This window comes from Chitinophaga sp. Ak27 (assembly GCF_012726295.1).
Lineage (GTDB): Bacteria > Bacteroidota > Bacteroidia > Chitinophagales > Chitinophagaceae > Chitinophaga.
This window is the reverse complement of record NZ_JABAOB010000002.1, coordinates 241,586-266,020: the sequence shown is the minus strand read 5'-3', so window position 1 is coordinate 266,020 and position 24,435 is coordinate 241,586. Positions and strand designations below refer to the sequence as shown.

Annotated in this window: 21 protein-coding genes; 6 read left to right on the top strand and 15 right to left on the bottom strand. The window is 47.3% G+C overall.

What is annotated here, in order from left to right:
* Positions 1-5 precede the first annotated feature (5 nt).
* On the top strand, positions 6-920 hold the full coding sequence (locus HGH90_RS08965) for a PorP/SprF family type IX secretion system membrane protein (RefSeq protein WP_168764328.1): 915 nt from the start codon (positions 6-8) through the stop codon (positions 918-920).
* A gap of 244 nt (positions 921-1,164) precedes the next feature.
* Positions 1,165-3,147 carry a KUP/HAK/KT family potassium transporter gene (locus tag HGH90_RS08960; RefSeq protein WP_168764329.1) on the top strand — a complete coding sequence of 661 codons (1,983 nt, stop codon included), beginning with the start codon at positions 1,165-1,167 and terminating at the stop codon, positions 3,145-3,147.
* Positions 3,148-3,160: 13 nt separating this feature from the next.
* On the opposite strand, the gene HGH90_RS08955 is transcribed toward HGH90_RS08960, so the two are convergent.
* Positions 3,161-3,550 (bottom strand): STAS/SEC14 domain-containing protein, encoded by a 390-nt coding sequence (locus HGH90_RS08955; RefSeq protein ID WP_168764330.1) that lies wholly within the window; start codon positions 3,548-3,550, stop codon positions 3,161-3,163.
* A gap of 60 nt (positions 3,551-3,610) precedes the next feature.
* Positions 3,611-4,090: a DinB family protein gene (locus tag HGH90_RS08950; protein WP_169190912.1), complete on the bottom strand. Its 480-nt coding sequence runs from the start codon at positions 4,088-4,090 to the stop codon at positions 3,611-3,613.
* 145 nt (positions 4,091-4,235) lie between these two features.
* Between HGH90_RS08950 and HGH90_RS08945 the strand changes: the two genes are divergently transcribed.
* From HGH90_RS08945 to HGH90_RS08935, 3 genes are all read left to right on the top strand, one after another.
* On the top strand, positions 4,236-5,480 hold the full coding sequence (locus HGH90_RS08945; RefSeq protein ID WP_168764332.1) for an amidohydrolase family protein: 1,245 nt from the start codon (positions 4,236-4,238) through the stop codon (positions 5,478-5,480).
* Positions 5,481-5,708: 228 nt separating this feature from the next.
* Positions 5,709-6,896, top strand: a complete 1,188-nt coding sequence (locus HGH90_RS08940; protein WP_168764333.1) for an ankyrin repeat domain-containing protein — start codon at positions 5,709-5,711, stop codon at positions 6,894-6,896.
* A 4-nt stretch (positions 6,897-6,900) separates the two neighbouring features.
* Positions 6,901-8,241: an ankyrin repeat domain-containing protein gene (locus HGH90_RS08935; RefSeq protein ID WP_169190911.1), complete on the top strand. Its 1,341-nt coding sequence runs from the start codon at positions 6,901-6,903 to the stop codon at positions 8,239-8,241.
* Positions 8,242-8,312: 71 nt separating this feature from the next.
* On the opposite strand, the gene HGH90_RS08930 is transcribed toward HGH90_RS08935, so the two are convergent.
* The 13 genes from HGH90_RS08930 to HGH90_RS08870 all read right to left on the bottom strand — a co-directional run bounded on the left by HGH90_RS08930 (position 8,313) and on the right by HGH90_RS08870 (position 22,290).
* Entirely contained in the window at positions 8,313-8,750 is a 438-nt protein-coding gene (locus HGH90_RS08930; RefSeq protein WP_168764335.1) for an SRPBCC family protein, read from the bottom strand.
* A 375-nt stretch (positions 8,751-9,125) separates the two neighbouring features.
* Complete coding sequence (locus tag HGH90_RS08925) at positions 9,126-9,638, bottom strand: hypothetical protein (RefSeq protein ID WP_169190910.1); 513 nt, start codon at positions 9,636-9,638, stop codon at positions 9,126-9,128.
* A 12-nt stretch (positions 9,639-9,650) separates the two neighbouring features.
* The gene (locus HGH90_RS08920) at positions 9,651-10,010 is read right to left on the bottom strand and encodes a hypothetical protein (protein ID WP_168764337.1); all 360 of its coding nucleotides are present in this window, start codon (positions 10,008-10,010) and stop codon (positions 9,651-9,653) included.
* Between the two features lies 1 nt (position 10,011).
* The gene (locus HGH90_RS08915; protein ID WP_168764338.1) at positions 10,012-10,353 is read right to left on the bottom strand and encodes a hypothetical protein; all 342 of its coding nucleotides are present in this window, start codon (positions 10,351-10,353) and stop codon (positions 10,012-10,014) included.
* Between the two features lie 24 nt (positions 10,354-10,377).
* A complete protein-coding gene (locus tag HGH90_RS08910) occupies positions 10,378-11,115 on the bottom strand; it encodes a hypothetical protein (RefSeq protein ID WP_169190909.1) in 738 nt (245 codons plus the stop codon).
* Between the two features lie 203 nt (positions 11,116-11,318).
* Positions 11,319-12,392: a hypothetical protein gene (locus HGH90_RS08905; protein WP_169190908.1), complete on the bottom strand. Its 1,074-nt coding sequence runs from the start codon at positions 12,390-12,392 to the stop codon at positions 11,319-11,321.
* A gap of 41 nt (positions 12,393-12,433) precedes the next feature.
* Positions 12,434-12,775 (bottom strand): hypothetical protein, encoded by a 342-nt coding sequence (locus tag HGH90_RS08900; protein ID WP_169190907.1) that lies wholly within the window; start codon positions 12,773-12,775, stop codon positions 12,434-12,436.
* A 128-nt stretch (positions 12,776-12,903) separates the two neighbouring features.
* Complete coding sequence (locus HGH90_RS08895) at positions 12,904-14,112, bottom strand: TlpA disulfide reductase family protein (protein ID WP_169190906.1); 1,209 nt, start codon at positions 14,110-14,112, stop codon at positions 12,904-12,906.
* Positions 14,113-14,134: 22 nt separating this feature from the next.
* On the bottom strand, positions 14,135-15,217 hold the full coding sequence (locus HGH90_RS08890; RefSeq protein WP_169190905.1) for a TlpA disulfide reductase family protein: 1,083 nt from the start codon (positions 15,215-15,217) through the stop codon (positions 14,135-14,137).
* Between the two features lie 22 nt (positions 15,218-15,239).
* Complete coding sequence (locus HGH90_RS08885) at positions 15,240-16,661, bottom strand: RagB/SusD family nutrient uptake outer membrane protein (RefSeq protein WP_168764344.1); 1,422 nt, start codon at positions 16,659-16,661, stop codon at positions 15,240-15,242.
* A gap of 17 nt (positions 16,662-16,678) precedes the next feature.
* Complete coding sequence (locus HGH90_RS08880) at positions 16,679-20,212, bottom strand: TonB-dependent receptor (RefSeq protein WP_248276987.1); 3,534 nt, start codon at positions 20,210-20,212, stop codon at positions 16,679-16,681.
* Positions 20,213-20,494: 282 nt separating this feature from the next.
* Positions 20,495-21,646, bottom strand: a complete 1,152-nt coding sequence (locus HGH90_RS08875) for a FecR family protein (protein WP_169190904.1) — start codon at positions 21,644-21,646, stop codon at positions 20,495-20,497.
* An 86-nt stretch (positions 21,647-21,732) separates the two neighbouring features.
* The gene (locus HGH90_RS08870) at positions 21,733-22,290 is read right to left on the bottom strand and encodes a sigma-70 family RNA polymerase sigma factor (RefSeq protein ID WP_169190903.1); all 558 of its coding nucleotides are present in this window, start codon (positions 22,288-22,290) and stop codon (positions 21,733-21,735) included.
* Between the two features lie 362 nt (positions 22,291-22,652).
* Here HGH90_RS08870 and HGH90_RS08865 point away from each other — a divergent pair, with 362 nt between their 5' ends.
* Complete coding sequence (locus HGH90_RS08865; RefSeq protein ID WP_168764347.1) at positions 22,653-24,428, top strand: tetratricopeptide repeat-containing sensor histidine kinase; 1,776 nt, start codon at positions 22,653-22,655, stop codon at positions 24,426-24,428.
* Positions 24,429-24,435: the final 7 nt, after the last annotated feature.

The window sequence follows — 24,435 nt, the reverse complement described above, 5'->3', positions numbered from 1 at the left end:
CGGGTATGAAACATTTTATCAGATATGTGTCACTGGGAGTATGTGCCCTCTGCAGCTTTCATACAAACGCACAAACGGTAGGTAATACCCCTCCGTTGGACGAACCTATGACAGCACAGTACTTCCAGGCGCCCTATATGGCCAATGCAGCCATGGCGGGCATTGATACCGGGTTGCATGTAACGCTGGCCTACCGGCGTCAGTGGTCGGGTATCCCTGGGGCGCCCGAATCGAAGGCGCTATCGGCCGACTATATGTTGTTTAAACGGGTAGGTATCGGCATGAATATTTACAACGACAAAGCCGGATTGCTCAACAATACCAAAGTGGCCTTTACTTATGCCTATCACCTGCCATTGAGCACAAACGGCGCCAGTGCATTACATTTTGGGCTATCCGGCGCTTTCATTGCCCGGCGCCTGGATACGCAAAAGCTCAACGGAGATGTGACCGATCCGAATATTAATGCCTTCAACAGGAGGGATAACTATTTTGAAGCGGATTTTGGGGTGGCGTTTACACGTAAAGGTCTTACTGTTCAGGCCGCCATGCCCAACCTGGTAAGTGCCGTTAAAACCCGCGATACAGATGTAGGGATTGACCGGGCACTCTTCTTTGCCGCCGCCGGCTATAAATTCGAAACGGGGGAGCAGCTGAGCTCCATTGAGCCCAAAGTCTGTCTTCGGGGGATTAAAGGCTATAAAGACATTGTAGATGCCGGCGCCAACTTTGCCTTTCTGCAAAACCAGTTGAATGTTTTCGGCTTGTATCATAGTACCAAAAGCTTTAGCGTAGGAGCCGGAGCCAATTATAGGTCTATCGCAGGTTTCCAGGTGATTTACAACTCGCAGACCGCGGGTTTAAGTAATTATACCAATGGTGCTTTTGAGCTAAACCTGACCGTTAACCTGGCCAGGTAAACATTTTGCCCATTAAAACAGTAAGGCTCCGGGTCGCATAATCCGGGGCCTTTTCTATTCCTGTCTTCTATATGCCTTAAAATACGCTTAAAATACCCTTTATCTCCCCCCTCTGCTCCTCTTGTGAACCCCACAAGTTGTACATTCGCGCCGAATTATACACAGGGTGTAATTACCCTGCTTTAAATCTGTCAGATGCCTGGCTCTTTTGGGCCGGCCTATGTATTTTATTTATACCTGCAACATGGATGCTCATCATCGTCATTTTAAGCGTGTTACGACCGCTGGTTTGCTGATTGCACTCGGGATTATTTATGGAGATATCGGTACCTCTCCCCTCTATACTTTTCAGACCATCATGAATGATGGCGGGTTTATTGATGAGCACCTCGTCTTTGGCGCCATCTCCTGCATTTTCTGGACACTGACCCTGCAAACCACTTTCAAATATGTGATCATTACCCTGCAAGCCGACAACCGCGGTGAGGGTGGCGTATTTTCCCTGTATGCCCTGGTACGGCGGTTCGGGCCCAAACTTGTTTTTCCGGCTATCATCGGCGCCGGCACCCTGCTGGCAGATGGGATTATCACGCCTCCCATTACGGTAACATCGGCCATAGAGGGGCTGAACATGGTCCCCTGGCTGAAAGAGGTGATTGTTCCCGGGAATAACCTGGTGGTAGAAATTGTGCTGGTGATTATCCTCGCGCTTTTTATCTTCCAGCGCTTCGGCACCAAAGTAGTTGGCGGCGCGTTTGGCCCGGTCATGTTCCTATGGTTTATGATGCTGGGCATATTGGGCATTAGTCAAATTATTCATTATCCACATATTTTCCTGGCCTTAAATCCCAAATACGGGCTGGAATTACTGACAGCCCATCCTAAAGGATTCTGGTTGCTGGGCGCCGTATTCCTTTGTACCACAGGGGCTGAAGCGCTGTATTCCGACCTGGGGCACTGCGGTAAAAAGAACATCCAGGTATCGTGGATATTTGTAAAAGTGACACTGATCCTTAACTACCTGGGACAAGGCGCCTGGACATTATTGCAGCACAAAAACAGCCTGGATGGGGCTAACCCGTTTTTCGCCATTGTGCCGCATTGGTTCCTGCTGCCTTCTATCCTGATTGCCACCTGCGCGTCGATTATTGCCAGCCAGGCCCTGATCAGCGGCTCTTTCACGCTTATCAGTGAAGCCATCAGCTTAAATTTCTGGCCTAAGGTGACGGTGAAATTTCCCACCAATATCCGCGGACAAATTTATATCCCCAGCATTAACTGGATACTCTGCATTGGTTGTTTCCTGGTAGTATTATACTTCCGTACCAGTGAATCGATGACGGCAGCCTATGGCTTCTCTATCACCATTGCCATGCTGATGACCACTATACTGATGTTTTACTTCCTTCGCTATGTAAAGCACTATCCTTTATGGATAGTATCGGTGATCATGTTGCTGTTTATTGCGGTTGAATCCTCCTTCTTTGTGGCCAATGCAGTAAAGATCGTTAAAAGGCTGTTCTTCCTGGTATTTGAACTGGGGCTGATTTCCACGATGTATATCTGGTTCAATGCCCGTAAGATCACCAACCGCTTCCTGAGCTTTGTGCATTTGAATAAATACCTGCCGCAGATAGCGACTTTGAGTAATGACGTGACCACACCCAAAACTTCCTCGCACTTAATTTATCTCACCAAAGCAGATCATGCCAACCAGATTGAAAAAAGGGTGCTGACCTCTATATTCGAGAAAAACCCTAAGCGCGCGGATATGTACTGGCTGATACACCTGGAACGTACCGACGAGCCTTTCACCATGGAATATGGTGTGGAAGAAATGAGCGAAGGTAAAGTTATCCGCATAGACTTCCGGTTGGGTTTCCGTGTACAACCCAGGATAGGCCTGATGTTCAGAAGCGTGGTAAAAGATATGCTGCAAAACAAGGAATTGAATATTCTTCAGCGGTATCCCGCACTCATCGCCGAAAACCTGAACAATTATAAGTTCGTCATCTTCGAAAACGTGTTGTCGTACGACAATGAATTTTCCGTCAGCGAAGGATTCATCCTCAATAGCTATTTTGCTATCAATAAGCTGGCTACTTCAGACAGTAAAGCGTTTGGATTAGACAGTAGCCAGATACTGGTAGAAAAAATACCATTGGTGGTAACGCCGAAGTCTTGCGATAACCTAAAACAGGTGTTCTATAAAAGGATGCCGATATAAAATTGCTTGCCCATTAAACAAACTGCAATAGCCATTCTCTTGCCGCTGTATCACTAGTGAACGATTTCATAGGAATCGGAGGCGTCTTTAATTTAAACAGGATACGCATGATCAACTGCGACAAACCAGGTTTAGACACCATGGCCATAGCGGTATAAACGTGTGGTAATTGTGCAGTAGAAAATTCGCGGGTGGCCTTATCAGGAACAGGAGAATCGGTAAGATATATCAGCAACGGCACCTTCTTATTACCCGTTACCTGTTTTACCAATGCTATATTGCCGGAAATATTTTCCACTGTTCTGCGTATGCCTTTGGAATAGGAATATAAAATGCCGGATGGATCATAATAGTAATCGGCAATTTCGCCCTTTATAATGGGGAGGTGATCCGGAGGATTCATATACACCTGGTTTTGATACAACTTTGCATTCCTGCAATAAATATACTTAAATTAAACCTATCATGATGGCTGCGCGCTGTTACGGACGATTTTTTTTAAGATGGCGATCTGCCCCAGGTGATAATGCGTATGCTCCGTTACTCCTAATAAATTCCTGAAATACGTACCATATTTAGGATCCGTAAAGTTTTCCTGTAAGGTAGTATCATCGAGCTTTTCAATCAACACGGTCATCTCTTCTGCTTCTGTAATCGATTTGTTTACCAGCGTCTGCCACGCTTCTTCGGAGGATATCAGCGGTACGTTGAAACTCAGTTTATCATTGCCTTCCAGCGGACCTCCCTGTAATACCCTTGTGATAACGCCCACGTAGTAGTTGATGTGAAATACCAACACCGCAATGGTATTCAGATCATCGATCTGGGTTGTGGCCTGCTGCCAGCTGATACCGGTCAGGGTGTCTTTCAGGTTAACGCTGGTCCAGTTTCCTCCCAGGTGAACATCCCGGAAATGTTTGGCGATTTGTTTGGTTGCGTTCATAAACAATGTTTCAGGTATCGTAATATCCTGTTTTCTGTGCATTATTACAAAAAAGAGGCTTTTCATCACACCAATGCTTCGGTTGGGACCAGTTTGATGGTATGCCTTTATTAATCGTTATTTTCATAGTAGAAATACCCGCATCATGAAAACATATCTGCTTTTGTTGCTATCCTTGCTTTGCTGCGCCTCTTATGCCCAAACGCCCGTTCATTCGTGCCTGGCACTGACCGGCGCACGTATCTACACTTCTCCCGGGAAACTACCGTTGGAAAATAGTACTGTGATCATTACCGATGGGAAAATAACTGCCATAGAAAACAGTAAAACGATTAAGATACCCGCGCCCGCGGAAGTGCTGGACTGCAAAGGATTGGTGATGATGGCAGGATTCTGGAACAGCCATGTGCATTTTATTGCTCCTGAGTGGGCCAATGCCGCCAATGCGCCAGCTGCGGAATTAACCCGGCATATGAATAACATGATCAACAGTCATGGTTTTACCCATGTATTTGACCTGGCAGCACTGGACTATCCTAACCTGCTGGCATTGAAAGCCAGGGTAATGTCCGGGGAAGTAAAGGGTCCGGCGATACTCACCGTAGGCGTGCCTTTTGTGCCGCCGCACGGAAGCCCTTTTTATATACAGCCGTTAAAGCTACCAGAAATCAATACCCCGGCAGAAGCGGAAGCATTCGTGATGCAGCAGCTACAAGCCGGCGCCGATGGTATCAAGTTGTGGTCGGCTTCTCCCGATGGACATGGCGTAGTACCCATGCCGCTGAACATATTGCAGGCCGCCAGTCGCACCGCCCACAAGTATCACAAGCCGGTTTTTGCCCATCCCACCGCCGATACCGGCCTGAATATTGCCATTGCCGGCGGCGTAGATATCCTCGCGCATGTATCGCCCGATGGCTATCGCAACTGGAATAAAAACGAAGTGACACTACTGCTCCGGCATAAGATAGCACTCATCCCAACCCTTAAATTATACAAATGGGAACTAGAGAAAAAGCATATTCCCTGGCAGGATAATCCGCTGGTAACAACCGCCCTCCAACAGCTCCGGGCTTATACTGCCGCAGGAGGTGAAATCCTCTTTGGCACTGATGTAGGCTACATCTCCGACTATAGTACTACAGAAGAATTTATGCTATTAGCAACAGCCGGACTGAACTTTGATCAGATCCTTGCCTCCCTGACGACAGCGCCTGCACACAGATTTAGACAAGAAGCACATAGCGGCCGTATTGCGAAGGGCATGGATGGCGACATTGTTTTACTGCAGGCCGATCCGCACGACGACATTCGCCATTTTGCAGATGTGGTGTATACCATCCGTAACGGGAAAATTATTTATAACAGCCATACCGATACTATTCCCTAAACCGGAGAACGGCGTATGATCTTCTTGTTATTTTTCCGGAGAAAACAGGCTTGTTTTCATCCGGATATACACTTTTTTTGACGGTTTCTTGAATTTTCGGGAGAAATATCGGAAGTTTGATCCCATTGACTGCTATGCCCACAAAGGTTTGTTATTGTTAACTCAGGCAGATGCTTTCACGAGATCCATATCTCAAACAGAAAAATTGACCCGAAAAATCAGGAAACTATGCACGAAACAAATGCGCTGACCGACGCGCTGATAAGAGGTAATGTGGCAGAAGTCCGTCAAAAGCTAGCTGACGGAGAGAAATTACCGAAAGATCTGGCTCACAACAAAAGGCAAATACTGGATACCTTGTTCCGGTTAAAAGCGTTCGATATCATCGACGCCATGATCAAAGACCGTATCATTGAAACCGATGTGTACGAATATGAAAAGCTGGATGGCAGCGTATTTGAAAGCCTGTTTCGCTACCTGGGCAACAGCCCCGAAGAACTCAGCTTCCTCTCTTCCTTCCTATCTAAGCTGGATAATATCAACGATGCCGTACAGGATAAAACCCTGCTGGAACTGGCTTTTAATCTCTCTGCCCCGATAGAAGTGATTAAAGCGTTGGCAGATGCCGGTTGCAACCTTCAATATAAAAACAACTACGAGGAAAATTACCTCTATAAAATAGTACAGGAATTTGGTATTAAAGAAGATACCGGCGTAGTCTACCTGGAATATCTTATACAGGAAGGCCTGGACCCTAATGCCGGCAACATTGTGCGGGAAACGCCGCTACACCTGGCGGTAGGGAAAAGGAAAGAGAAATATATCGACCTGTTACTGCAACATGGTGCAGATCCTAACCAACCGGGCAAAGATGGGGAAACGGTGTTTTATGCCGCTATCGTTCACCAGGTATGTGATACGAAACTCTATCGTAAGCTGACTGCTTACGCATCCCCCGATTTTGACATCGTCAATAAAAACGGCGAAACCATTCTTGGTGGCGCCGTACGCATGCGCCGCCGCGGTAGTGAATCGGAAATTGAGCTCCTGAAGGCGTTACTGCAAGATGGAGCTGATATCTATCAAACGTCCACTTATTATGGCGCTGACAAAGCGGCGCTGGACTGGATCACCGAACAGCCGGCCGATACCCTGCAAGCCGTACTGGATGCCGGCGCTGTAACGCTCGATCGCCGGGATAACCAGGGTAATACCTTGCTGCATAAAGTTTGCGCATACAACGTTAACTACGACCAGGAAGCCGCCAAACAGCTGTACCGGAAAGTGAAGATATTACTGGAACAGGGCGCCGATCCCAACATCACCAACGACCTTGATCAACTCCCCATGGACCTGGCCGCACAGGATAACCTGAAAGCCAAAGCAGTGGAGTTACTCTTAAAACATAAAGCATAGCACTATGTCCATGTCATTTATTATTGCCTGTGAAAGCGGCAAACGCAAGATAGCAGAGATATTATTGGCCAACAATGAAGTGGATGTTGCCTACACGGATGAAAAAGGCAGGACAGCCCTTCACTATACCGCGCATCATGGCTACCTGGATATGGTAAAGCTGTTGCTCGAAGCCGGCGCCGACCTGGATTATGAAGATCATAACGGGGAAACGCCCTTTTACTTTGCCTGCCTGCAGAAACAAAAACAAGCGGCACTTTACCTGCTGGAAAAAGGCGCCCGGACAAATATCAACGATTTACAGGGAAATAGCCTATTACACCTTACTGCCAAAACGGGACAAAAAGAACTGGTAGATGCCTTGCTGGAAAAGGGCGTGGAAGTAGACCTGGAAAACAACCAGGCCGAAACACCTTTATTAATTGCTGCCGCCTGGCGTAACAAAGAAATTGTACAAACACTGATTAACCATGGCGCCAATGTAAACACCACCAACAAAGCCGGTGATAGTCCGCTGATAGTGGCTGTTCGTGCTAAGAACCCGGTGATGGTTACCTGCCTGCTCGACAATCATGCCGCCGTGAATCATATCAATCATGCCGGCGAATCGCCCCTGCTGATTGCCTGCTATGATACCAACCGCGCCCTCACACAGTTGCTGGTAGAACATGGCGCAGATATATTTATTACCTCTAAGAATGGGTTGTCGCCCATCTGGTATGCATGCGCCAACAACCAGAAGGAAATAGTTAGCCTGTTCCTCGACAAAGGCATAGATGTTAATTTCAGCCAGCCGCTGTCGGCCGATACCGCCAGTATGAACAGCTACCTCGACTGGGTGGAGAGCGCCTCCAACTTATCGATGGACAGTGCTTTCAGCCTGCATCATACGTATAGTTACGGCGGAGAAAGCCTCTTACATGTGGCAGCAAAAAATGGCCACCTAAGTATGGTAAAATTGCTGCTGGAGAAAGGCGCCAACATCAACATACAAGACGAATCGGGCAATACGCCCCTTCACTACGCCGCCTCCGGTGGGAAAAAAGATATTGTTAAATACCTGCTGGAACGGGGAGCCGACGTATCTGTGGTAAATACCAAAGAACAAAAAGCCATCGACTATGCTGCCATAAAAGGGTATAACGAAATTGCCGCCCTGCTGCTCAGCTATAATTCTACCGCAGCTAAAGCAACGCCAAATACAGCGCCATCGCTGGCGGCCGCAGGTGGCAGCAGCATTACCGATAAGAAGCAGGCCTTGCTGGACCTGAAAGAATTGTTGGATGCGGGGATTTTATCTGCTGCAGAATTTGACGTGGAGAAAGCGAAAATACTAAAGGGGTAATTTTCAAACAGAAAATAAAAAATGAAAGACGCCAGGCGATTTATATATTCCTGGCGTCTTCATTTTTGCTACTACATAGGCCTTCCTTTGCCTGTGTCAATAAAACTTTGCAGGCTGCCGTTAATAAAGTGCGTCCAGCCGCCGGAGCAGGCGCCGAAGCACGGGCAACTGGGCACGAGCCCGTGATGTGTAAAACGTATTTCCGTTTGGTTACCTGTACCTGCAATATCGAAAGTAATGCTGGTGCCTGTCCACTCGTTTTTATCTTCCACAAATTCCAGGGAACTATCTGTGGTCAGCCACGCTACCTTTTTACCGGGTACCAATTCCGTGATCCGGTGCTTGCTGTAGTGGATACCATGGTTGCGGTAGCTGAATTCATCATTGAGTTGATCGGTCGGTCCTTCTATTTGTCCCAACCACCATCCCCGTACATTGTTGATAGCCTGATAGGCTGCTTCGGGCGTACTATTTACTACGATGGTAGTCGTAAAATCCTGGTTATTCATAACTGTATTTATTATTTAGTGATACAATATACAAACAAAGTTAGGTGGGTTCCTGTTGGCATACGGGGTGCAGAAAAGACATTCTAAGGGGGACATCCGGCCATATTCCCTCCAGGTCAGATAAATAAAGGGAATACACTTTTTTCCGTTAAATTTATTGTACAAACCGCATCATGAATATCCGTCGGCATCCTCCTTTCCAAAAGCACTGCCATTGGTTTAAATCCTGAGGTGAGCGCTCGAAGGACCAGCGTGGTGCTGAAAGTGACGGCGATTTAATTTATAACAAGCGGGCGTTTGTAAAAATCCGACAAAAAAAAAGCCCCCAATGTTATCATTGGAAGGCTGTATACTTAGTGAAACCCCTGTTTGTTTTTATTGCTGTTGCATTGCTTGCTCCCTGAATTGTTGGGGATTACGGGCATACAACTTTTTCAAGTCGTGTGAAAATCCTACCACTGCCTGCGGAAAGGTATTCACCAATGCATTCATCAGCTCATCTTCCTGTCCACGTTTCCGGACGATGGGCATCTTAAAGACGTTGCCTTCATCGTCTCCTATCATCATACTTTCCTGTGGTACCCCGTTCATGCGCAGGATGTGGTGGTAGATCCATACGATCTTAGCAGGCTGATTTTTCGCGTATTCCAGCAAGAACTTATCTTTCCGGTTTTTCAGGCCATCGTATAGTAAAGCCAGCGGGATGACGATCAGTGCAACGCCCACGCCGAATATCCATCCGGGACCGGATGCTGTCATTTGCTGATACCCCCAGATGCCAAATACCAGCCCAGCAACCAGGCATACCGGTACCCATACTTTAATGGTCCTTTCCGAAGCAGCTAACTTCTTCTCTATTCTCTGAATAACGATTGTTTTACTATCCATAGAAAATATAGTTTAATGATAATGAGCTTTAATCCTGTAATAGGCTTCAATGGCCACTATGGCCAGGAGTATCAATATCCAGCCACCATATCGTTTCCAAAAGGAGATCTTTACTTTTGCCAGTTCCGATTGCTCCAGGGCTTTCAGTTCGGGCGACCAGGGTCCACGCTTGATATAGTTGCCACAGGCATCGCAATGCACCGACGCTTTCTTACTATGCGAGGCCACGATATTGATGCCCAGTATTTTCTGGTAACTGATGAAATAGTCGATATACAGGGTACCTTCTGTGCCCTTGCATTTCTGGCAGGGTGGGATAGTTACCTTTACCTGGTTAACAGGTTCTTTTTCTGTTACGTTTCTGATGACCATCTTACGATTTCTTTAATTTTTGATTCCTGCGGAAATTGGCAATGGCAGCCAGGAGCATGAACAGACCAAACAACCCCAGTATCAATGGGAACAGCCAGATACCAGCCAGGTCATAGCAGAGCTTCTCCAGGGAGCGCATGCGAATAGTAGTGCCACTGGTTTGCCATTCCAACAACTCGTTATACCTGCGCCAGCCCAGGTATATGGATCCGAGTCCGAATGCGGTAAACATAATGCTGGCGGGCCAGGGGCTTTTAGAGGAGCTGTTTACATATTCGTAGTCCCCATCGCGGTGAGGATTAGTCCACTTTATTTTCTTTTCCGAAGGTTTTTCCTGTTCCATAACAATGAATTTTGTAGATAAAGATTATTTTCCGGGGCGTTTTATCTGCTTAATTGCCCCCGGCGTAGCATCTTTCAGCCTTGGCAGCGGTGTAAAAAAACGGTATTGGATCATGCTTTGATGCGAGATAATAATAGGGTTGGCGGAATAAGCAGTAGTTTCCTTTTCTATGTCGTCCCAAAAGCCGGAGGTATATTCATTGATGATGTTACCCGCGGTACTTACCCGGCTTCCATTGCCTTGTACTACAAATACGCTGTCGCCATCTACCTTTACTACTTTAAACAGGGCATACACTTCGTTAACGGAGCTGGCGCTGTTGCCCTCTACTTTCAGTTCGCCGCCGGTGTGGGCATAATAGATATCCCCCACCTGCGGATGCGCAAAGTATTCGGTTTGTGCACTGGTATCTACTGCACGTATCTTTGTTTTTACCATGGCTACCACACTTAGGGTGGCCAACAGCCCACCGATGACCAGCATGCCTCTCCACAAACGCAGGGGCGTTTTCACAGATGATCGATCATTTCGGTACGCCTGCTCCAGGGGCTTACTCCATTTTACATTAGGGATCTTCTCGTCGCAGCGTTCGCACCAGGCAATGCCAAACTTGCGGGTTGGACACATAGGCCCTAACCACCATATATATCGCTGACGAATGGCGATATGGACGCCGCCTTGCTGTTGACAAAGAGGACAGGTTACTTCAGGATGGGCTACAGTTTTGTGTTCCTGCGTACGGATTTCGTAAATAATGAACATGACTAATATTTAGGCTTTATCGTTATTTATATGATTAAAATGTTAATATTTATTAGCTGCCGGGTTATTGGGTTATAGCTAATAAAGTGGTTCAAAACTACAGCGAATCTGTTTATTCTGCTAATTTCCGGTATCTACATATAATCTACAAAATACCGGATAAACATCTACAGCCCTTATACAAAAGCCGCTACCAGCAAACATTACTGCGTTTGTAGCCAGGTTAACACCGGCGCCAGGGAATACATATACAGCCGTCCGGTTCTATGGTGGACCAGTAAACGGTCGTGCGCCACCAACCGCATATCCCCCAGGTCGTTACTGTAGTCGACAATCTTGTCCGGATCAGTCGTAGGCTCGCCTTCATCATCGTAGGCAGTCATACTGAAATGTTCCAGGCATAGCTCACCGATGCAGTCCCCGGAGCTCCGGTTAATCAGTAAGAGACGGCCAAAGCGGGTTAACGCGATGAGATGCTGCTGGCCCAGGAAAAACACATAATAGTTCAGACTGTCCGGCTCTTCTGATACATATTCATCCCGGTTTCGGAAAATGTCCTCCTGTGGAATGTCATTTAATTTGACTAATCCCGGGAAAGAAAAAACCTCTATATCTTCCTCATAATGCGGCCCGGTGACAAAGGCTTTCCCATCGGGTGCAAATGTGCCCATTACCCGGTCCTGGCATTCTGTAATGCCTTCGATGAGGAGGTTGTCCTCCAACAGGGTTACCAGCGACAACCGGCATTCATCCTGCCCCGCCGCCGCTTCCAGCATGATTTTATCGCTGCCAGGTATAGCGCTGAGCGTATAGGTGCAATATTGATGATCGGTTACAGGCGTGGTCATCTTAACCTCCCGGGAGTTAAGGTCCAGCACCGACAGGTGATCGCAATCTGTTCCGGGAAACATAAACAACAGGCGCCGGTTATCGGGCGTAAAAAACCCATTGGCCCCATTGAAAGCCTCCCAGGCGGAGTGCTCAAAATGAAATTGCGGCTCCCCTGTTTCATCAAAGACTCGTAGCCGGTCGGCCTGGGTGATGCTGAACAATTTTCCGTCCGGGCTGATATCGACACGGGGCGACACATACCCGCCGGCATCCACGCCCAGATCTTTTATCCATTCCAGTTGCAGGTCAGGGCTGGTTCTGGCCAGCATTGGACTGTCTTTAAAACAAAGGAGGATAAAATCTTTATGTATAGCACACCCTCTTACTTTCAGGTTAGCATGTCCGAATTCATATTGAACGGGGAGTTGTATTTGCTGAAAAGCCATAAGCATCTTTCGCTACAGTAGGTTCAAAAATAATAGCAGCCTTATTCAAAAGGAAGTTTTATGGGAGATAATAACCAGGATATACCATCTTCCACCTGCTTTACATGCCATACCACTACCCCGCATGCCGCATCCTGGTTGGCGTATTGTTGCAGCATAAAAGGAGGTATCCAGATCAACCCGATGTCACCATCGCCCTCCCAACTCGCCTGGAGAAAACGTTCTCTGGCCACTGCAATATATTCGGCAGCATTGTCAAGGAACTTCCGGGGATCCATCACGAAATGCAGGTTATCGATCCATTCGTAAATAGTAAGATGAAATATTTTTAAAGCTTCCGGACCGTATTTGATGACGTCTTTTTTCGGAATAGTATATGCCATGTCGGATATGGGTTAACGTTATTAACTCCGCAAACATACAATTTTCTGCAAAAAAACAGCCAGGATATACGAAAAAATCCCCGTGGTGAAGCCACCACGGGGATTGTCATCATCATCCATCTATTCGCCTATGCGCCGAATATTTCTTTTAATTTTTTATTCATCGCTTCATCATCCTCGCCTCCACCGCCATAGCGGCCAATGATCACCCCATTGGGGTCGATCAGGATTTTGGTAGGCAGGGAATGAATGCCGTAGTAATCGCTTACATCTTCGGGGTTAGGCAGGTTCTTTTGGCGCTTAGACCAATCCAGCCCACGGAGTACATGACGCCAGATGCCAATACCATCCTGGTTTACGGCCTTCTTCCAGGCTTCGTGGTTACTATCATCATCAGAAATGCCAATGATTTCGAAACCTTTGGATTGGTATTTCGTATACAGCTCCTTCAAATGAGGATTTCCTTTACGACAGGGACCGCACCAGCTGGCCCAGAAATCCAGCATCACGTATTTGCCTTTAAAATCGGCCAGGCTGAGCGTCTTCCCTTCTATGTCTGTTTTGGTGAATGCATGGGCGGTGCTACCGGGAGAACCGGCCTTCAGGCCATCCAGCTCCTTCCGGATTTCGAGGCCATGCATACTCTGCTGCATGGCAGGCGACATTTTAGCGTAAGCGGCTTCGCCTTCCTGCAGTGGCATGCCACTTACCCGGAAACGGAGTAGCTGTGCGGATACATACGAATCGGGGTATTGATCGATAAAAGCTTTATCAATCTTTTCCATTTCATCGTAGTACGGTTCCATTTTTTCTTTTATGGCGTCCAGTTTCTCCTTCAGGGGCTTCATGGCGTCTTCGGATTTTTTGGCGCGCATATCAGCCATATATTCTTTGTTGCCATTATTGTAGGCATCTGATAAGGGCTTGAGCTTCGCCATTACCGGCGCCCGCATCGCCTCCAGCTTATCCTGCTCCTGCTGGGTTTGGGAACCGGTTAACTTAGCGCCCTTTAATTTTCCATTGATAGCAGTCAACTGCATGGTGGTCGACTCCATAAAGAAATTGGTCATATCCCCTTCCCCATACATCGCTGCTTTTTTGTCGAGGTACATCCGTCCTTCAACGGGTTGTACGAGCTTGCCGGTGAACGTGAATTTTCCATCTTTGGAAAGGACACTATCAGTTTTATACGACATGTTACCGGTGGCATAACTGAGATACACATACCGGTTAGGTAGTCCTTTGATATTCCCTTTCAGCGTGAAGGGCTGTTGTTCCTGCGCCTGTCCCTGTAAGCATAATAATACCAGGGGGAACGCGGTGAAAGCATATTTCATGATATTGTTTTTTGTGGGTATACTATTTCAGGATTTCTGCGAGTTTGGCATGTAAAGCGGCGCCTCTCAATTCTTTGGCAACGATGATCCCCTGAGGGTCTATCAGGAAAGAAAAAGGAATGGCCTGTATGCCATATTGCTGGGCTACTTCATTGCGGAAACCTTTCAGATCGGACACCTGGATCCAGGGCATACCGTCTTTTTCGATGGCCTCTTTCCACTTGTCGGCTTTATCATCGAGCGATACGCCCACAACAGTGAAGTTCTTATCTTTGAACTGGTTGTAGGCTTTCAGTACATTCGGGTTTTCCGCACGGCAAGGACCACACCAGCTGGCCCAGAAATCGAGTAGCACATATTTGCCTTTGTAATCGGACAGGCGTACCGGTTTTCCATTTACGTCGGCCTGCGTAAAGTCGATCATGGGCTGGCCAATCGCGCTTTTCTTCAGTACCGCCAACCGGTTGGCCAGTCTTTTACCCGCTGCTGTTTGTTGCGCTCCCGGTGTAAGCTTACGATACAGGCTATCTAAGGGCGCATATTCCCCAACTACGGCCATATCGGCGATCATGCTTACGCTTACAGGGCTTTCCGGATGGGCTATAATATAAGCCTTAGTCCGATCATGTCTTTGCTCCCGCAGTACTTCCAGCTTAGCTTCCACAGCGGCCAATGCGGTATCGTTGCCTTTTACTTCGTCGTATTTTCCATACAAACCATCTTCCTGGCTGGTAATGTCTTCTATAGATTTCTGGTAGGCTTCATAGGCCGTTTGCGTAGCAGAACCGGTGATCTTCAGCCGGTCCACTGAATCAATATTCCCTTTTACCTGTACCGCAGCATTTTCCATAAACAGTTCAATATAACGGGTGTGGGTACCGATGAATATTTTCTGCGGTTCTGTGATATCGCCGGTCCAGGTGAAGTGGCCATCCTTTACAGGTACGGTATCTGTTTTAGCAGAATCGGCTAGGGGTATGGATATATACACCACCGAATCTTTCAATCCAACGATGTCGGCCGTGATACTGGCCCTGGGCTTGGGCTGGGAGCAGGCTGCCAGTAGCGCCAGTCCCATGAGTAGTTGATTGGAATGCATCTTCATAAATAAAATTTAAGGTCAGTTCTTATTTTTGATAGCCTGGGTTTTGATCGCCAATGGCTGGGTTATACAGGAATTCTTCGTGTGGAATAGGCATAATATACCGGATCTGGTCTGTGAGCGTAGGACGTAATTGTTTAGTTAATGCCACCGGCAGGCGAAGTAAGGCGATCCATTCCTGGCCATCTTCTCCAACCAGGTTGCGGGAAATTTCCAGGTAGACCTGCTTCAGCAATTCGTTGGTGTCGCTGGCGTTATCGATCGCTGTAAAATCTGTTACACCGGCATGTCCCATCACCGTTTTCAGGATAGTACGCACGGCGGCGGTACTGCCTCCGGAGCGTACCAGCGCTTCTGCCTTTAATAGATATACTTCTGTTAAGCGGAACGCATAGGCTGTTTCTGATACCACGGTGGTAGTGGATCCCTGCTGTTTGTATTTAGTAAAGAAAAAGGTGCCGGGTGAATAGCGGTTGGCGGTGCCTACCATCCAGGGCTGTCTCGGATCCCCATTCAACAGGTCTTTTAATGCCGTTTTGGCTACATACAATGCTGAGGCGCCCGGCCAATATTGATTACTTAAAGTATAGTAAAAGCTTTCCTGGTTTTGCTGAGGTTTCACGCCTAGTATGATTTCACTGCTACCCAGTCCTTTGGTTAAAAAGATATCCTTCGTGACGGCTTCCAAGGAGTATTTATTCTTGTTGATAATGCTGTCGGCTAATGCAATTACATTAGGATAATCCTCTGGTTGCGCATGACTCATCAGCACCCGCATTTTCAATGCCATGGCTGCCCAGCGGGTAGCGTAAAAATTCGGCCTATCGTCCGGACCGTGCGTAATCGCATCCTCTACATCTGCCAGGATAGCTGCGTAGCTGTCTTTCACGGAGCTGCGCGCTTTAGAAATTTTATCTACCATCACAAATTCATCACGTAGTAATACGCCATAGGGACTGCCCAGGTTGAACCATTGCCCGTAAAAACTCAATAATTTAAAGTTGGCATAAGCCCGCAGGAACCTGGCTTCAGCAAGAATTTCCGCTTTGCGGGTGCCCGTAAAAGCTTTATCATCCAGGGCGGTCACTCCTTTAATGATACCATTGGCCGCATTGATAATGTTATAGGCAGAAGTCCAGTAACTGCTGTTAAAACTCGAATTCGCCATATCATTTATTTCTCCCGGGTCAGCGCCATATCCATATCCCAGGTAACCGGCAAAGATGCCGGGTGTTACTTCGTGTTCCATCCATTTGGTCACATTGTCGTTGCTGTTAACAGCAGCAAAACGATAGTAGGCGCCATTGAGCGCTATTTCAGAAGTACGCTGATCGATGATGGTGTTACCATCTACTTTGGCATTTTCTGGTAGCTTCCCCAACTCTTTCCTGCAAGATGCGGTTGTCAGCAGCAAGCCACCCAGCATAGTATATATGATACTTTTCATAAAATCTGTTTGATAGTTTAAAATCCAAAACGAATACCCAGGTTATATTGCTTCACAGTCGGGTAAGTGCTCACATCGTTACTCCCATTGATTAAGCTGTAAGGATTGTTACTCACTTCCGGATCTGGTCCCGGATATTTGGTGATGGTAAACAGGTTGGTAGCCGACATATACATGGAGGCATCCCGGATATGCATTTTGGTGGCTACTTTCGCCGGCAGCTGATAAGTGAGGGTGATAGATTTTAATTTGAGATAAGAGCCATCAAACACTTCCGCGCTGGAATTATAATTATATCCGTTTTGCGCCAGCATCAGCCTGGGACGGTCGGAATTGGGATTGTCAGGAGTCCATCTGCCCAGGATACGCGTGCCTTTGTTGGTGTATTCCTGGAAGCTCTTATACTGGATATCTGCCAGGTACAGCATCTGGCCACCATAAGAGAAAGTGAGTAGCGTAATAAGGCTAAAGTGCTTATAGGTAAAAGTGTTGGTAAAACCGCCAAAGAATTTAGGCTCGGCATGTCCGATCACGTTCTGAGCGGGGAAGCCGGTACTGTCCAATTTATACATCGGATCGCCTATGCCCAGGTAGGGACTGAAATACATATAATAGGTATATGCTTTTTTATAGGCGTCTAACTGTTCCTTCGTACGAATAATGCCTTCAAACTGCTTACCATAGAAGAGTCCGAGCGGCTCATTTTTTCTTACAATGCTGTTCCCCATGTTCAAAGCATCTAATTCATTGGGATCAGAGAAATCCTTATCGATATCCGTTACCCTGGAACGGTTGCCTGACAGGTTGATGGCGGCAGTCCACTGGAAAGACTTATGCTTGATGATATCTGTCCGTAAATCTATCTCCAGGCCCTTGTTAGTAATATTGGCGATGTTGGCTACTACACTACCATAGGAAGAACTTGGCGCCAACGTGGTAGGCAGCAGCAACCCTGAGGTATGCTTCTCATAATAACCCACTACCCCACGCAAGCGGGAATTGAATAATTCAAAGTCCAGTCCCAGGTCTTTCTGTAACGTTGATTCCCACTTGAGCCGGCTATTGCCCAGTTGAGTAGGAATCAAGGCATTGGTACCGCCATAGGCACCGGGTGTATACAGTGTATAGTATAAATTATCGCCAAAGTTTTGCGTACCTGTGTATCCTCCGCTGGCTCTTAGCTTCAATTCATTTACCCAGTTTACATGTTCCATAAAAGGCTCCTGGGAAATACGCCAGGCGATACCACCGGAAGGAAAATAACCCACGCGGTTATGTTCCGGGAATTTGGAAGAAGCATCCGAGCGACCGGTAAAGGTAAAGAGGTATTTTTCTCTCAGTGCATAATTGGCACGCACATAAAAACTCAACAATGAGTTTTGGCCGGAAATGCCGGTAGAAGGTAGCGTAACAGCGGCTGAAGAAAGATTATTGAGAAATTTATCATCCGGGAATCCTTGTCCTGAAGCGGAAAAAGAGTTGAAGCGGTATTTCTGCCAGGAAGTACCACCCAGTAGGTTGATGCGGTTATTTTTATCAAACTGTTTATCCCAGGTAAGGGTATTTTCGAAAAACAGGTTCACGTCTTCGGTCTGCGCCTGCGAACCGGTACCTCCATTGGAGCTGCTGGTACCATCCGGGGAGGCAATTACCGCCGTGCTGGGCACATAGTTCAGCTGGTGGTAATTGTTATAGTTGACAGACAGGGTACTTCTGAATTTCAGGTCTTTCAGGATATCATAGTCGCCGCTCAATGACCCGATGAGAGAGGCTGTTTTACCCTGGTTGATGCCATCCAGCAATACCAGTGGATTTTGAAAGCCCTGGTAGTCGTACGCGCCCACCTGTGATCCCTTGAACTGATAGATGCTGCCATCAGGATTATAAGCCGGTAAGGTAGGCGGTGCAAACAACGCCTGTGTATAGATACCGTTGGTGATATTATTTTTAGTGAACCCATAATCGAGGTTGGTAATGATCCTAAAGCGCCGGGTAATTTCATTATCCAGGCTTATTTTACCCGAGATACGGGAGAAGTCGGTACCTTTTAATACTCCATCCTGTTTCGTATAGGCAAGAGAGGTGTAGTACCTGGAACCGGCGCCACCGCCGCGTACCGAGATATCTGCGTTATGTGATATGCCATTGCGCAATACCAGTTTTAGCCAGTCGGTATTGGCGGTACCCAGGAAACTCGGATCTGTAAGGATAGCGGTTGCCTTGGGATCGGCATTTTGACCCGCTTGCGCTTTGGCATCGTTGAGGTTTTTCGCTGCTTCCTTGATCAGGCTCAGGTACTGGCTGGCGTTCAGGAGTTTTTCCTTGATGGGAGCACTTACGCCTGCATAGTAGTTGGCCTCCAGCACAGGCTTCTGATTCAGCTTACCTTTTTTGGTAGTGATGATCACTACGCCGTTGGCCGCCTTGGAACCGTAGATAGCGGTAGCAGAAGCGTCTTTGAGGATATCTATGCTTTCGATGTCGTTGATATTAAGGCCAGCGAGACTGTTTAATCCACGGGAGAAAGAGCCGGAAACGCCGTCATTGCGGTCGTCGCTACCACCGCCTTCCACCGGGTTCACCACTTCCGCCTGGCTCTGGAGATAACGGTTTTGTATCGTTACCTGTACGCCATCGATGATGTATAAAGGATCATTACCGCCCAGCAGGGAAGTACCGCCCCGGATGCGGATTTTAGCCACGCCGCCGGGGGAGCCGTCGGCCTGCACTACCTGTACGCCGGCGGCTTTACCGGCCAATGCCTGGTCGATGCTGGCGAAAGGAACATTTTTCACCTCTTCTACATTAACAGAGGCTACGGAGCCGGTCAGGTCTTTCCGCTTAGTGCTGCCATAACCGACTACCACATATTGATTGAGATCGTCGACTTTGGCTTTCAGCTCTATTTCCAGCTGGACCCGGCCTCCCAAGTTGAAGGTTTGTGGTTCGAAGCCTACGCAAGACACTAACAGGGTGGCATTCCGGGTTACTTCTTTCAGGCGGAAATGCCCGGTAGCATCTGTAATAGCGGCCGTGTTGCTGCCTTTCACGCGCACAGAAACACCAGGAATTGGTGTTCCTTTACCATCCACTATTTTTCCTTCTACTTCCTGCGGAGGCACAGGCTCGGCGGCGGCGGTTTCCGGCGCCACTGTTTTGCGGGAAATAACGATGGTGTTGCCTTCCATATCGAAAGTCAATGGCTTATCCTGCAGCAGCTTTCCCAGGGCTGCTTTCAGGGGTACTTCTTTCAGTTGTGCCGACACTGGCGTGATATCCGACAGGTCTTTGCTGCGATAAAAAAATACGAAGCCGGTTTGTTGTTTAATAATACTGAATACCTGCTGTAAAGGCATATCCTTGCAGGACACACTGACCGTTTGTGATAATCCCTTGGCACAAACGTGCAGGGCCAGTACCGTTAAAAAGAGGGCGGTCAATCTCATTACTCTCCAGATTTTGGTGACATAATCGTTCCCTGGTTGATGGGAATACGCGTTGCTGAAAGCCGGGTCGTTGTGATGCCCGCTGTGAACAACATTAATTTTCATACCTTAGATTGGTTTTTGGTTGACAAAATGCTTCTAACCGCTTTTTTCTAAGCAGTAGAATCGTTTTCCTGAATGAGTTAACCATAACTAAAGCCTGGTGCGGACGCCAATCTTGACACCAGGTTTTTTTATGGATGAATATAACTAGCCCCTGTCCGGTGGACTATTATCGCTCATAACACGAAGTTTGACAGGATAGCTATCGATGCAGGCGTTGGTGGTACCCGGCATCCTGGTGGCTGATATTGGTGGTATCAGCAATGGTTGGTGATTGGTTTTTGATTATGGATAAATGATAAGCTTTCTCCCCTCTTCCACTTTAAACTGGATCTTTGCCTGCGCCAGTATTTTCAGTAGTTGTTCTTGTGTAAGACTTCTGCCGATTTCCCCGGTGAACTTCTCTTCCGGAATCTTGCCGGCATAGCTCACCTCTATATTATACCACCTGGATAATTGTCGCATCACAGTGGGTATATCTGCATCATCAAATGAAAAGTAGCCATTCTTCCAGGCCATCACATTATTCACATCTGCTTTTTTCACGAAGGTGATTTCCTCTTTGCCGGGTGTTACCCTGGCTTGCTGGCCGGGGTCCAGCCGTTTATACTGGCTGCCCGCTCTTACCAGCACAGCTCCTTCCAGCAAAGTAGTATTCATGGTATTTTCGTCGGCGTAGGCATTCACATTAAAATGGGTGCCCAGCACCAGTATTTCCATATCGTTGACCCTTACTGAAAAAGGTTGATGCGCGTTAGGCGCGACTTCAAAGTATACTTCCCCGGTAACGGTCACTGCTCTTTCCTTGCCGGCAAACGCCGTAGGATAGCTGATAGAAGAGGAGGCATTCAGCCAGGCATCGGTGCCATCGGGGAGCTTGATTTTAAATTGTCCGCCCCTGGGCGTGCGCAGTACGTTGTTGCTCACCGCTTCCGCCACCGGCCCGCCGTGCTGGTAAATAATTTCCCCTTTGCCGGTTTTCTGCACTTTGCTACTTCCCTGTATGGTGGCCCACCCGCTGCCGGTGGTATCCAGGTTTACTACCGATCCGTCGGCCAGGGTAAGGGTGGCTTTATCGCCCCCGGGGGCTATGGGTAAAGCTTTGGCAGCTATGCTGTTTTTAGGTTTACTGGTAGAGACATAATAGGTAATACCTGCTCCCAGTAATAAAACCACTGCCGCGGCCACTTTCCAGCTTTTGGAAAGCACGAGGCGCAAACGGGGCTGGCTTTCCCTTGGCAGCGTTGCTGCCAGCAAACGGGCGTGCATGCGCTGTTCCAGCGATGCTTCTGTTTCTCCCTCTGCCGCCGTTATATGCACGGTTAAAGCTGTCTCGTCGTAGGCATTGTACCATTGCAACAACCGGGTTGTTTCCTCCTCGCTGGCTTTCCCCGCAAGGTACTTCTCCGATAGTATGGCCAGCTCATTAGTTTCCATCCACAATCATGATTTAATAAGGTGCTATATAAGTAGAGTAGGGAAATAGACGTCCTACCCTACCTCTCCGGAAAAAAAATTTTCCGCTACAATACCAGGGTGTGAAAATAGTTCCGAAATTGTACGCGTAAACGCTGTAAGGCTTTGGTGATATGCTTTTCCACCGCTTTCTCGGAGATCTGGAGTTCGGCGGCAATTTCTTTGTTACTCATTCCCTTTTCCCGGCTATATTCAAAAACAATCCGGCATTTTTCGGGTAATTGCTTTAGCTGTTCCTGCATAGATTGTTGCAGGAAATGTATCGTGGCGGCATCATCGGTTACGGCTTGCACCGCTTCCGGCAATGCTTCTACCGGTGTTATCGGCATCAGTTTGGATAGTTGGGTAAATACCGCGTAGCGGCTGGCGGTGGCCAGGTAGGCCGGTAAAGACCGGATAATTGTATGCCCTCTCCGTTGCCACAGGCCGGTAAGTACGTCCTGTACCACGTCTTCAGCCAGTTCACGGGAACGTAAGCGATCATATGCCAATACGTACAACCGCTTCCAATAGCGGTAATATATAGCGGTAAAGGCGTTGTGATCATCTTTACCCATCATCTGAACCAGCTCTTCATCAGCAAAATGGGAGTAATCGGTCATCATCTCACCTATAAATCTATTACTTTAATGGCATAAAATGCCAAACAAGATAGGGAGTTATTTATGAAAGTTATATAAAAACGTTGTTGTGGGTAAAAAAGAATACCTGCGCGGGGCGCAGGTATTTGAAATAACGTAAAGAGAAAAGTATTAACAATTGGAGATAATTAAATTTTCAACTTACATCGTAACACTAAATATATAACAGCCCCCGGGCCGTAAAAAGCGTAACATTTCCCGCAAAAAAAATGTAAATTGTATATACCTATTAATACGACATGAATATACCCAAGCCAGGACCCTGCCTATTATTAGCGCTATTACTATTTTTAATAATCAATAACGCGATCGCTCAATCTAAAGAAATGTGGGAAGAAAGGGCACGGTTATCATCCATCAAAGACAGCACTGCACTCGTGAATGCGCTGAACGGGGTAGGAATACTTTACCAGGTAAAAAACGTAGACAGTGTTTTTTACTATGGGCTTAAAGCCAAAGCCCTGGCGCACCACATGCACTATTTTAAAGGTGAAACAGATGCGGATAATGTCATTGCTATTGCGCTTGCCAACAGGGGGCTCACCAGGGAAGCATTGAACTTATTTAGCAACGCACTGACAGGTTACGGGCGAATGGCCGATACTGCCAACATGGTACAAATGCTCATGAACATGGCAATTACCTATTCGCAAATAGCCGATACCGCCAAGGCCAGGACTTACTTCCACCAGGCCATGGCCCTGGGCAGCCATTTACAGCAAGACAGTATCATGAGTCTTTTATATGTCAATTACTGTACCTGTATGCCGTCACTTAGCGCCGACAGTATCAACTATTACCTCGATAAATCGCAGGCTATTGCCCGCCGGCATAAGACGGAATGGATTCCCATTATGATCATGCAAATGCAGGCGAACGTAATGATCACCGAGGGAAAGAAAGAAGCCTTGCCATTACTGAAAGAAAGCTTGGACAGATGCAGGCAACAGAACAACGAACTACTTGAAATGAATGGCTTATCCGGTATTGGTAGCTATTATGATCAAAGTAACCCCGATAGCGCACTCAAGTACTATTATGAAGCCTATAACCTTGCCCTGAAAACGGGATATGAAAATATGATGATACCGGGCGCACAGGCAATACTTGCTACCGCAAAACGGACCGGCAATACCGCCAATATCAGTCGCGCCCATGAACAACTGGAAAACGCACTCACGAAAGAAAATGACAACCTGAAAAATTTCATCGGCGACTATGTTAAATACAGCAATATCGAAGGCGCAAACAAACTACTCACCATCAGCAATCGTAATAAAGAATCGAAAATCTGGTTATTAATTGGCCTTTGCAGCATCTGTGCATTGCTGGCTGTTTTCACTTACCGGCAATACCGGGTGTCCAACCAGCTCAACAAAAAAATAATGGAGCAGAATAGTGACCTGCAAACGACGCTCACGGCGCTGGAACAAAGCCAGGAAGACAATACCAGGATCATGAAAGTAGTGGCGCACGACCTCCGTAACCCGGTGGGCGCCATGACCACCATCGCCGCCATGCTGCTGGAAGAAGGAGCGCAATCGCCCGATAACCAGATAATGTTGGACCTCATCAAAACTTCCGGCGAGCATTCCATGGAAATGGTAGACAGCCTTTTGATGATGCACAGCCGCTCAGAAGAATTAAAAAAAGAGAAAGCAGATATATACGATATGTTACGTTACTGTGTGGACTTATTACAGTTCAAGGCGGAAAATAAAAAACAGCACATCCACCTCGGCGCGTCACGAGTGACGCTACCCATCAACCGCGAAAAAATATGGCGGGTAGTGAGCAACCTAATTACCAACGCTATTAAATTCAGTCCCGACGGCGCCGATATTTTTGTGCAGATGGAAGAAAGGTCCGGGGAAGTGGTGATTACCGTAAAAGACAGCGGCATAGGCATTCCCGATAATATGCAGGACAAAATATTCCAGATGTTTACCACCACCCGGCGAAAGGGCACTGCCGGAGAACATTCCTTCGGATTGGGGCTCGCCATATCCAAACAAATAGTAGAAGCACACAAAGGCCGTATCTGGTATGAAAGCCAGCCAGGCTATGGAACTACCTTTTTTGTAGCACTCCCAACAACATAAAATACTA

Bases quoted from the DNA above. Each gene is read 5' to 3' on its own strand.
- HGH90_RS08910 (WP_169190909.1), bottom strand. From the start codon at position 11,115: ATGTTCATTATTTACGAAATCCGTACGCAGGAACACAAAACTGTAGCC.
- HGH90_RS08940 (WP_168764333.1), top strand. From the start codon at position 5,709: ATGCACGAAACAAATGCGCTGACCGACGCGCTGATAAGAGGTAATGTG.
- HGH90_RS08885 (WP_168764344.1), bottom strand. From the start codon at position 16,661: ATGAAAAGTATCATATATACTATGCTGGGTGGCTTGCTGCTGACAACC.
- HGH90_RS08965 (WP_168764328.1), top strand. From the start codon at position 6: ATGAAACATTTTATCAGATATGTGTCACTGGGAGTATGTGCCCTCTGC.
- HGH90_RS08905 (WP_169190908.1), bottom strand. From the start codon at position 12,392: ATGGCTTTTCAGCAAATACAACTCCCCGTTCAATATGAATTCGGACAT.
- HGH90_RS08935 (WP_169190911.1), top strand. From the start codon at position 6,901: ATGTCCATGTCATTTATTATTGCCTGTGAAAGCGGCAAACGCAAGATA.
- HGH90_RS08930 (WP_168764335.1), bottom strand. From the start codon at position 8,750: ATGAATAACCAGGATTTTACGACTACCATCGTAGTAAATAGTACGCCC.
- HGH90_RS08875 (WP_169190904.1), bottom strand. From the start codon at position 21,646: ATGGAAACTAATGAGCTGGCCATACTATCGGAGAAGTACCTTGCGGGG.
- HGH90_RS08960 (WP_168764329.1), top strand. From the start codon at position 1,165: ATGGATGCTCATCATCGTCATTTTAAGCGTGTTACGACCGCTGGTTTG.
- HGH90_RS08915 (WP_168764338.1), bottom strand. From the start codon at position 10,353: ATGGAACAGGAAAAACCTTCGGAAAAGAAAATAAAGTGGACTAATCCT.
- HGH90_RS08950 (WP_169190912.1), bottom strand. From the start codon at position 4,090: ATGAACGCAACCAAACAAATCGCCAAACATTTCCGGGATGTTCACCTG.
- HGH90_RS08865 (WP_168764347.1), top strand. From the start codon at position 22,653: ATGTGGGAAGAAAGGGCACGGTTATCATCCATCAAAGACAGCACTGCA.
- HGH90_RS08895 (WP_169190906.1), bottom strand. From the start codon at position 14,112: ATGAAATATGCTTTCACCGCGTTCCCCCTGGTATTATTATGCTTACAG.
- HGH90_RS08900 (WP_169190907.1), bottom strand. From the start codon at position 12,775: ATGGCATATACTATTCCGAAAAAAGACGTCATCAAATACGGTCCGGAA.
- HGH90_RS08925 (WP_169190910.1), bottom strand. From the start codon at position 9,638: ATGGATAGTAAAACAATCGTTATTCAGAGAATAGAGAAGAAGTTAGCT.
- HGH90_RS08890 (WP_169190905.1), bottom strand. From the start codon at position 15,217: ATGAAGATGCATTCCAATCAACTACTCATGGGACTGGCGCTACTGGCA.
- HGH90_RS08880 (WP_248276987.1), bottom strand. From the start codon at position 20,212: ATGAAAATTAATGTTGTTCACAGCGGGCATCACAACGACCCGGCTTTC.
- HGH90_RS08955 (WP_168764330.1), bottom strand. From the start codon at position 3,550: ATGAATCCTCCGGATCACCTCCCCATTATAAAGGGCGAAATTGCCGAT.
- HGH90_RS08945 (WP_168764332.1), top strand. From the start codon at position 4,236: ATGAAAACATATCTGCTTTTGTTGCTATCCTTGCTTTGCTGCGCCTCT.
- HGH90_RS08870 (WP_169190903.1), bottom strand. From the start codon at position 22,290: ATGATGACCGATTACTCCCATTTTGCTGATGAAGAGCTGGTTCAGATG.
- HGH90_RS08920 (WP_168764337.1), bottom strand. From the start codon at position 10,010: ATGGTCATCAGAAACGTAACAGAAAAAGAACCTGTTAACCAGGTAAAG.